General features: G+C 68.8%; 10 protein-coding genes. 7 read left to right on the top strand and 3 right to left on the bottom strand.

The window, feature by feature from the left end:
• Positions 1–44 precede the first annotated feature (44 nt).
• From AC1DR1_RS07190 to asd, 6 genes are read left to right on the top strand one after another with little or no spacing between them, the layout of a single operon-like run.
• A complete protein-coding gene (locus AC1DR1_RS07190) occupies positions 45–1,700 on the top strand; it encodes a hypothetical protein (protein WP_476992396.1) in 1,656 nt (551 codons plus the stop codon).
• Complete coding sequence (locus AC1DR1_RS07195) at positions 1,697–2,101, top strand: GntR family transcriptional regulator (protein ID WP_229996027.1); 405 nt, start codon at positions 1,697–1,699, stop codon at positions 2,099–2,101. Before AC1DR1_RS07190 ends, AC1DR1_RS07195 begins: the two co-directional genes overlap by 4 nt.
• Positions 2,102–2,134: 33 nt before the next feature.
• Entirely contained in the window at positions 2,135–2,938 is an 804-nt protein-coding gene (locus AC1DR1_RS07200; RefSeq protein WP_476966161.1) for a thymidylate synthase, read from the top strand.
• A complete protein-coding gene (locus AC1DR1_RS07205; RefSeq protein WP_229996029.1) occupies positions 2,935–3,528 on the top strand; it encodes a dihydrofolate reductase in 594 nt (197 codons plus the stop codon). Before AC1DR1_RS07200 ends, AC1DR1_RS07205 begins: the two co-directional genes overlap by 4 nt.
• Complete coding sequence (locus AC1DR1_RS07210) at positions 3,528–3,746, top strand: NF038396 family protein (RefSeq protein ID WP_229996030.1); 219 nt, start codon at positions 3,528–3,530, stop codon at positions 3,744–3,746. The genes AC1DR1_RS07205 and AC1DR1_RS07210 overlap by 1 nt, the downstream gene beginning before the upstream one ends.
• Before the next feature lie 54 nt (positions 3,747–3,800).
• Positions 3,801–4,937: an aspartate-semialdehyde dehydrogenase gene (asd, locus tag AC1DR1_RS07215; protein ID WP_476992397.1), complete on the top strand. Its 1,137-nt coding sequence runs from the start codon at positions 3,801–3,803 to the stop codon at positions 4,935–4,937.
• Between the two features lie 17 nt (positions 4,938–4,954).
• Here asd and AC1DR1_RS07220 read toward each other — a convergent pair whose 3' ends face one another.
• Positions 4,955–6,061 (bottom strand): winged helix DNA-binding domain-containing protein, encoded by a 1,107-nt coding sequence (locus tag AC1DR1_RS07220; RefSeq protein ID WP_476966162.1) that lies wholly within the window; start codon positions 6,059–6,061, stop codon positions 4,955–4,957.
• Positions 6,062–6,150: 89 nt separating this feature from the next.
• Here AC1DR1_RS07220 and AC1DR1_RS07225 point away from each other — a divergent pair, with 89 nt between their 5' ends.
• Positions 6,151–6,669 (top strand): hypothetical protein, encoded by a 519-nt coding sequence (locus tag AC1DR1_RS07225; RefSeq protein WP_476992398.1) that lies wholly within the window; start codon positions 6,151–6,153, stop codon positions 6,667–6,669.
• A 44-nt stretch (positions 6,670–6,713) separates the two neighbouring features.
• On the opposite strand, the gene AC1DR1_RS07230 is transcribed toward AC1DR1_RS07225, so the two are convergent.
• Entirely contained in the window at positions 6,714–7,781 is a 1,068-nt protein-coding gene (locus AC1DR1_RS07230) for a UDP-N-acetylmuramate dehydrogenase (RefSeq protein WP_229996034.1), read from the bottom strand.
• A 447-nt stretch (positions 7,782–8,228) separates the two neighbouring features.
• Positions 8,229–9,449 (bottom strand): IS110 family RNA-guided transposase, encoded by a 1,221-nt coding sequence (locus AC1DR1_RS07235; RefSeq protein WP_476992399.1) that lies wholly within the window; start codon positions 9,447–9,449, stop codon positions 8,229–8,231.
• Positions 9,450–9,580: the final 131 nt, after the last annotated feature.

The raw sequence follows: 9,580 nt of genomic DNA on the forward strand, positions 1-9,580 counted from the left end.
GTATCAATAGCTTGGTACATTACTGCTGAATCTTGGGGGATTCCATGCCGGCCCTGTTCTACCTGCCGCCGATGCTGCTGCTCGGCCCGGCGATCGCAGCACTGCTCGTCTATGCCGTGCTGCGATGGGTGATCTGGGCCCCCGGGGCCGGAACCTCGCCGCAGAGCGTGTCGGAGCACGGGCTGTGGGTGGGTGTGATCGGCTGGCTGGCGAGCTCGCTCCAGGGCGCCATGACTCTAGGCATCATCCCCGCCAATCCGTCAGCGGCCGTCTCCTTGGTGAGCGCCGAGTCGATCGTCCCGGCCCTGGCGTGGCCGGTCCTGGGCTGCCTGGCCGTGCACGCCTTGGGCCAGGTCAGCTACCCGGGACCGCGGCGAATGCGGCGGGAGGCCATGCTGTCTGTGCGGCGTATCAAGGACTTCCTGCCCCGCAGGCTGGCATTGACCACGGCCGCGATCTTCGTCTCGGCCGCCGCGGCCATCGCCCGGGTTGCCACGCTGCCCGGATTCGCGGCCGTGGCCCCCACCACGGTCAGCGACGATCAGTACAACTATTACAACGGCGGAGGCGACGGCCGCATCCCCGGACCGGAAGCGGCCACCTGGCTCGGCGGCGCCCTGCTGGTGCTGGCCGCCGGGACGTGGCTGGTTTTGTGGCTGATCGCCCGCCGCCGCCAACTGGAGTCCCTCGACCCGGCGGACAACGCTTTGCTGCGGACCATCGCGATGAACAGGCTGCTGCGCACAGTGTCCACGGTGGCTGCCGGGCTGACAGTCATCGCGGGGAACTTCGCGTCCCGTCCCGATCCCGCCCAAGGGATGACGTCGTGGACGAACTTCGCCGGCCTCGCGGCAACCGTGGTCCTCCTCGTCATGTGGTGGTGGCGGCCCCCGCGGCTCGCGGCCGCCAGGCTGGGCGTCCGGAACCGACCGGAATCAGGGCTCGCCACCGGCCGCCAACACCCGGCCGCCAGGCTGGTCTCCTCCCTCGGGGCGCTGCTGGGGCTGGCGGCCGCTGTGCCGCTGGTCGCCGGCGCCTTCCTTTCCCAGCTCCTCATGGCTGCCGCCAGCTACGGTTTTGCAGGCTTCGTGACGCTGACGGCCACTTCCGTACTGCTGGTCATTGCCGCCGGCGAGTTCCTGTTGCAGCGCAACTACGGAAGTCCCGAAGCGCCGCGCGGCTGGCCTCGGCAACCGGCCAGCCCCGCTCTGCTGACCACGGCTGTCCTGGCGCTCCTCGTATTCCTTGCCGTCCTGGGCGTCACTGCGGCGGGGCAGGCGCGCCTCGCCGAAGGACCGGGCTGGGTTCCGGCCGGGCTGCTGACGGCCGGGGCCTGCGCTGCCTCCCTGCCGGCGTTCCTCACCGTCTGGTTCCGCCGGGGCGTCCGCGACGCCCCGCGCGGCCTGGACGCCGCCCTGCGCGCCATCACCCTCCACCGTGTCGTGCGGACCCTCGCGGCCGCCCTCACCGCCCAGGCCGCAGTCCTGCTGCTGAACCAGAGCCAGGCGTGGGCGGCCGTGTTCGGGCCGGCCGCGTTCGGTGAAGCCGTCGATCCGGCCGCCGGATCGTGGTGGCCGGCAACCCTGGCCGGCTCTGTGCTGGGCGCCGCTGCCATAGTCATCGCCGTCATCCCTGTCCGTATGCCGGCCCGGGCACCGTCCGCTCCAGCTCAGCGGCCGGACAAGGAGCCCGCCACGTGAGCGTGGGGATCTCCGTCAACCTGCGGTCGCCGGTTCCCCCCTTCGAACAGATCCGGGCGCAGATCACCTCCCTCATCACAGTCGGGACCCTGGCACCGGGAACCCGGCTGCCGACAGTCCGCAGCCTTGCGTCGGACCTGGGCCTGGCCGCCGGCACCGTCGCGCGGGCGTACAAGGAACTCGAACTGGCCGGACTGATCGAAACCCGGCGGCGCAACGGCACGGTGGTCGCGGGCAAGCCAGCCCTGCCGGCCCCCGCGGGCGCCCAGGCTCAAGGCGCGGCCCCCGCGGCCGTGATCGCCGCCGTCGACCGCTATATTGCGGAAGGCCGCAGTGCCGGGCTGGACGACGCCGCCCTGCTGGAGATCCTCCGCGCTAAGCTCAGCCAGCAAGACAAATAAGGAGAGAAAGCCAGTTCTCAGTAGACTGGAACCGTGAGCATCCCTACGCCCTATGAAGACCTCCTGCGCGACGTCCTCGAGCACGGCACGCACAAATCAGACCGTACCGGAACCGGCACCCTCAGCGTTTTTGGTCGCCAACTCCGCTTTGACCTGAGCAAGAGCTTCCCGCTCATCACCACCAAGCGGGTGCACTTCAAGTCCGTGGCGGTGGAGCTGCTCTGGTTCCTCCGCGGCGACACGAACGTCAAATGGATGCAGGACCAGGGCGTCACCATCTGGGACGAATGGGCCGACGCCGACGGCGAACTCGGCCCCGTTTACGGCGTCCAGTGGCGTTCCTGGCCCACGCCCGACGGCGGCCACATCGACCAGATCGCCGAACTCATCGAGAACCTGAAGTCCAACCCGGACTCGCGCCGGCACATCGTCTCGGCCTGGAACGTCTCCGAACTCAAGGACATGGCACTGCCCCCGTGCCACGCGTTCTTCCAGTTCTACGTGGCCGACGGCAAGCTCTCCTGCCAGCTGTACCAGCGCTCCGCGGACACCTTCCTGGGCGTGCCGTTCAACATCGCGTCCTACGCCCTGCTGACCCTCATGGTTGCGCAGCAGACCGGCCTGGAACCGGGCGAATTCGTCTGGACCGGCGGGGATGTCCACATCTATGACAACCACATGGACCAGGTCCTCAAGCAGCTCGCCCGCGAGCCCTACGACTACCCCCAACTGAACATCACCCGCAAGCCGGACTCCATCTTCGACTACACCCTCGAGGACTTCGAGGTGGTCGGCTACCAGCACCACCCGACGATTAAGGCCCCGATAGCCGTATGAGCAACGAAGCCACCCCGGGCGTGCAGCCCGGCGATTTCACTGAGCAACTCCGCGCGTCCACCACTGGCCTGGGGCTGGTCTGGGCCCAGACCAGCACCGGGGTCATCGGCCAGGCCGGCGCCATGCCGTGGCACCTGCCCGAGGACATGAGGCACTTCAGCAGCCTCACCTCCGGGCACCCGGTCATCATGGGCCGCAAGACCTGGGAGTCGTTCCCGGACAAGTACCGCCCGCTGCCCGCCCGGACAAACATTGTCATCACCCGCCAGGCCGCCTGGCGGGACACCCCCGGCGCGGAAGGCGCCGTCGCGGTCGCGTCGCTCGACGACGCTTTGCTCGAATCCCAGTTCGTGCCCGGCCATGAGACGGTCTGGATCATTGGCGGCGGCGAGATCTTTGCGCAGGCGCTGGACCTTGCCGACGTCGCCGTCGTCACCACAATCGACACCAACGCCGAAGGGGATACCTTCGCTCCCGACCTCGGCTACGACTGGACCGCCTCCGCCAGCCTCCCCGCCAACGGCTGGCTGACCTCGGCCAACGGCACCCGCTACCGGATCACGCTGTGGCGCCGGACGGAGGCCAAGTAATGCTGCGCAAGCCCGAGACACTCTTTGTCCTGGGGTACATGCTCCTGCCCCTGCTCGCGCTGCTCTCGGCCATCGTGGGGCTCACCATGATCCTGGGCGGCAACAAGGTCCTCGGGGCGATCGTGCTGGTGGTGGTGACCCAGGTCTTCACGTTCGGGGCGGTCTTTGCGCTGCGCCGGCGCAAGGCGGCGCTGCTGGAAGAGCCGCGCGGCGAATAGATCCCGTGACGTAACCGACTGCGCCAGGCGGGCGGTGAAGTCTAAACTGGGCCCATGACTACAGCAGCTACCCCGTCCGTCGGCCTGGTCGGTTGGCGTGGCATGGTCGGTTCCGTCCTGATGCAGCGCATGCAGGACGAGGGCGACTTCGCCACCATCAACCCCGTCTTCTTCTCCACCTCGAACGCGGGCGCCGCCGCCCCGGCCATTGCCGGCGCTGGCGCGGCCGGCAAGCTCGAGGACGCATTCGACCTCGAGACGCTGGCGAAGCTGCCCATTATTGTCACCGCCCAGGGCGGGGACTACACCAAGCAGGTCCACGGCGAGCTCCGCGGCCGCGGCTGGGACGGCCTCTGGATCGATGCCGCCTCCACGCTGCGCATGAATGAGGACTCCATCATCGTGTTGGACCCCATCAACCGGGACGTCATCGACGCCGGCCTCTCCGGCGGGGTGAAGGACTACATCGGCGGCAACTGCACCGTGTCCTGCATGCTGATGGGACTGGGCGGGCTGTTCAAGAACGACCTCGTCGAGTGGGGCACGTCCATGACCTACCAGGCGGCCTCCGGCGGCGGGGCACGCCACATGCGTGAGCTGCTGAGCCAGTTCGGCAGCCTCAACGCCGAGGTGAGCACCGAACTGGACGACCCGGCGTCGGCGATCCTGGAGATCGACCGGAAGGTCCTGGCGCACCAGCGCTCCGGCATCGACGCCACCCAGTTCGGCGTCCCGCTGGCCGGTTCCCTGATCCCCTGGATCGACGCGGACCTCGGCAACGGCCAGTCCAAAGAGGAATGGAAGGCCGGGGTGGAGACGAACAAGATCCTTGGCACCTCCGCCGGGAACCGGATCATCATGGACGGCCTGTGCGTCCGGATCGGTGCGATGCGCTCGCACTCCCAGGCCCTGACACTGAAGCTGCGCGAAGACCTCTCGGTGGCCGAGATCGAGAAACTCGTTGACGCGGACAACCAGTGGGCCCGCGTGGTGCCGAACACCAAGGAAGCCTCGATGGCCGATCTCACGCCCGTGGCGGCATCCGGCACCCTGGACATTCCGGTGGGCCGCATCCGCAAGCTGGAGATGGGCCCGGAGTACATCAGCGCGTTCACGGTGGGCGACCAGCTGCTCTGGGGCGCCGCCGAGCCGCTGCGGCGCATGCTCCGCATCGCCACCGGAAACCTCTAGGGATTTCAGGCGCCCGTTCAGGCACCAAGGAATCTGCGGTACTTCGCGGCCTGCAGCTCAAAGGACTTTTGAGCGGCAGGCCGCAGCCCGTTAACAGCATCGAAGGGTTCGGGCACGACGCCGGCGCCCCGGCCGCCCGGCGGCCCCGCCCAGGTGCCGATCACCGTGCCGCCCGCCACAATGGTCTTCTTGAACATGCCGTTGCCGCCGGGGACGATCTTGTCAGCGTGCTCCGGCGCCAGCACCACGGACCGGTCCGCGTAGCCGAGCAGGAATTCATCAAACCCCGGCAGCGCCAGCACGGTGCGCTGCCCCGGCACGCCGTCGTCCAGCAGCGCGGCCGTTGCCGGCGCGAGCCAGTAGCTGGTCCCCGCGAACTCCAGCTCCACCAGGCGGTCCTTGACGCGGGCCAGGGCCGCGCGGGTTTCCGTCAGGGGGATGCCGGACCACCAGGAAAAATCACGTTCCGTTGCGGGGCCGTGGCTGCGCAGGTAGCGCAGCAGCCACTCGGCGATGCCATCCGGGCGGTCCAGGGTCCGCGACTCGGTGATCCAGTCGCCGAACGCCACCACCAGCTGCTGGTTTCCTGCCAGCGGCCCCTGCACCAGCAATCCCCGCTGGCACAGGATCCCCAGCAGATGGATGCCGCGCTGGCCCGCGGTGGACTGGCCCGCCCGTTCGAAGGCCTGGAACAATTCCGCCCGGCTGGCTGCTCCTGCGGAGACCAGCCGCAACGCGGACCCCGCTGCTGCGTCCACATCCGCGTCACCGATGCCGAGGTCCCGGTGGCGCCCGGCCATGCCACGGATCAGCCTCTCCGAGGTAATGGCCAGCATCCATTTCAAATCCTCGGGTGCCAGCACATGCAAGGTGCCGCGCATGGGCCAGGAACGGACGATCTCCGCCCGGTCCAGCGCCCCGCGGACGTCATCGACGCGGGAACCGGGCACCCGCTGGCCGACGGCCCAGAGCACGGCCTGCAGGTCCTGGGCCTGCATTGCCGTCATCGCGCGGACGGCTTCCGGGACGGACTGGAACCCTGGTCCCAGCAGTCCCTGCGCGGCCAGCCGCAGCCTGCCCATGATCCCGGGGCTGAGCCGACCGGTGCCCGTCACTGCTGCCATGGGTCTATGGTAGGTCGCCTGCGCCGGCTGTCGGGCTGTTGCCCGGCTCTTCCCAGCCGCCGTCCAGCGGACCTCTTTAGCCTTGATGCATGACTATGAGTGAGGTGTGGCCGCTGCTGCGGCCCCTGTGCCGGAAGCTGGCCCTGCTGGGCTGGGCCTCCAGCGCCGCCGGCATGGCTGCCGGGCTCGCCGTCGCGATCGCCAGCGGCACCCGGCTTTCGCCCATGATGAGCACCCTGCAGCTGGTGGCAGGGCTGTGCATGGCAGTGTCCGTGGGCAGCTTCGTCACGGCCGCTGCGCTGCAGCCGCGGGCACGGTCTCAGGCACGGACGCCGGCAGGCATGAAGAGCGGCAGCATTGCCCCGCGGGGCCGGGAGCTCCAGTTCGACTACGCCGGCGAATTTCCGGCCACCGTACAGGCCTTCCTGCTCGGCTCCCTGGCGTTTCTCGCCGGCGCCGTGGCGTTTGCGTGCGCCGGACTGGTGCTGCAAAGCGGGCCCAGCGTTCAGTCCGTGGCGTTCTGCCAGGTCTTCCTGCTCGGGGCCGCGGCCTCCGGTTTCACCTTCATGCTCTTCAGCAAGGTGGCCCCCCGCCACACGGACCGGTAGGCGGCCCGGCCTTCCTGGAGAACCGGCCTTCCGCCAGAGCAACCTTAGAGAGCGACGCCGATCAGCAGCGGTTCCGGGTGCAGTTCAATGCCGAAACGTTCGACGACGCCGTGGCGCACCTCGCGCGCAACAGCCAGCATGTCGGCCGTGCTCGCCCCGCCCCGGTTGGTGATGGCGAGTGTGTGCTTGGTGGACAGCGATGCCCGGCCACCCGAGACGCTGTCCGGGTCCAGCCCGAAGCCCTTGACGAACCCGGCCTGATCGATCAGCCAGGCCGCCGAAAGCTTGGTCAGCCCATCCGCACCGGCCGGGTAACGCGGGGCCTCCTGCGGCAGCCGTGCCGCGATGTCTTCGGACACGATCGGGTTCGTGAAAAAGGACCCCGTGGAGTAGGTGTCACGGTCGTTCGCATCCCAGACCATGCCCTTGGACGCCCGGAGCCGCAGCACTTCGCGCCGCACGTCGTTGGAGTAGGCCCGCCGGCCCTGCTCGACGCCGAGCGCCCGGGCGAGTTCGGCGTAGCGGACCGGGGCGCTCATCCGGCCGAGCGGGAGCTGGAATTCCACGGTGAGCACCACAAAGCGCGGCGATCCGTTGACGGTGGTCCGCTTCAGGATGGAGTCACGGTAGCCGAATTTGAGTTCGGAATTCGTGAAGGTCTTCACCGCGTTGCGTTCCCGGTCCCAGGTCCGTACCGCGGCGATCGTCTGCGAGACGTCGGACCCGTAGGCGCCGACGTTCTGCACGGGAGTCGCGCCCGTGGCGCCGGGGATGCCGGAGAGCGCCTCGACGCCGGACCAGGCATGCTTCACGGCGTGGTCAACGAAGGCGTCCCAGTTGTGACCGGCCTGGACCACCACCGCCACGCCGCCGCAGGAGTCCTCGGCGTTGACGGTGAACCCTTCCGAGGCGATCTTGAGCACAGTACCGGGGAATCCGTCGTCGGACACCAGCAGGTTGGAGCCGCCGCCGATGATCAGCAAGGGCTGGCCGGCGGCGTCCGCCGTGCGCACGGCGTCGATGATGCCGGCCTCGCTGCGGGCTTCGATGTAGCTGCCGGCGGGGCCGCCGACGGCGGACGTGGTTAGGGCGGAGAGCTGGATCTGGGTCACCTGACCAGCCTAGCCGGGATCATCCGTTGGCCCCTAAGCGGGCGCTAGCTGTACTTAGCTAGCTGGCTATAGGTCGTGTCAAGTGCATGCCCCGGGCGTGACGGTTCGCCCCGTGTGTCTGGCGGGCGTTCTGAAGTGTTGTGGAGGGGCGGTTTGGCGGCTGGACCGGCGTTGGTCTGTGGGCGCCCACGCTGACTTATGCGACCTCGGCTATTTCACCCGGGTCATCTGGCGTCGTTCGGGTTGCCCGCGGGGCGAAGGGCCGGGCGCCAAGCTAGAGACGGCGTAACGCGGAAGGCGTCCGCCATAGCTGTATCGGCGTCTGCTCCGGCCCTTCGCCGGTTCCAGCGTCTCACCGCCGCCCCGGGTTGTGAAGGGATGCTGCGTGCACCTCCTTTGGCTCCGGGAAGGGGATGTCTGGTTGGCCTCATGGTGTGCCGCGGTTTGTCACTTCCAGCGGCCGGGGTCGTAGATGGTCTGGTCCCGGACCATGGCGTAGGCGATCCGTGATGCGCGGTGCGCCATCGCGCAGGCGATGACGCCKCCGTGCTTGCCTCTGGTCCTGAGCGCCGCGGCGTAGGTCCGGCYGGGCGCGTCGTTGAACCAGAGCCCCATGCCGAGATCGATCAGGGCCCGGCGYAGTGCCACGTTGCCTTCCCTGCTGATGGATCCGTCGCGTCGTTTGCCTGCCGATTCGTACTGGGTGGGGGACAGACCCGATGCCCGGTAGATCWGTGACGGTCCGGGCCAGCGGTGCGGGTCGCCCAGGGCGCCGCCGTAGTTGCCGGCGCGGACCACGCCCCAGCCCGGGGTGGTGGTGAGGGTCGCGAAGGGGCTCAGCGGCAGCAGCCGGGCGAGTTCGGCCTCGGATGCGTCGATCTGTGTGCAGAGTTCCGCCAGAAGGGCCAGATCGGCGGCCAGAACGCGGCGGGCCACCGGTGCGTCCACCGTGGTCAGCGCGTCGCGGGCGGCATCCACGAGCCGTTCGGCCAGCGGCTGGCGCACCTGGAGCCCCCGGGCGGCCGCGAACCGGATGAACCGGGCGGTGCCCAGTGCGGCGAGCCGCTTCGGGTCGGCGAATTCAGCGGCAACGAGCCTTCCCACTTTCGTGCCGAGCACGTCCGGCAGGACCAGGGCCAGCCCGGGGAAGGCCCGGTCCAGCTGACCCAGCAACTGGTTCTTCGTCGCGGTCCGCGCCTGGACCCTGCGGGTCCGGTGCGCCGCCCACGCGCCGAGCTCGCCGATCACAGCCTCGCGCGCAGTCACAGGAACGCCGCGGCCGCTGAGGACCAGCTCTGTGATCGCTTCCAGATCCAGGGCGTCGGTCTTGATCCGCCGGCGTCCCTGGACCCTGCGCTGCTCGGCCACGTGCGCGGGATTCAGTTCCAGCACCTGCCAGCCTGCGGGCCACACGGACGCGGTGAGCAGCGGCCGGTGGTAATGCCCGGCAGCTTCGATCCCGACTCTCACGGGGGCATCAATGCCGACCAGCCTGGTCCTGATCAAAGCCAGGACCCCGTCCAGTCCCCGCCCCGACATCTCAAAGTCCAGCGGACCCAACAAGCGGTGCCGGGCCGCATCAGTGACCGACAACGCGACCACCCTCTTGCCAACATCGACAGCAACAACAACGGGTGAATCACCGGCCGCCGCGGCCTGAACAGACATGACAAACACCTCCGAAGGCGTCGGGAGGACCCCGCGGATCAGCCCCGGGTCCTCAAGGGAATCTGATACATCCCGTCCTGACATCTCCGGAGGTGTTTGTGAAGGACAGACTCAACTCATATCAGCTGTAC

The sequence above is a fragment of the Arthrobacter sp. P4_F10 genome, from assembly GCF_056401435.1.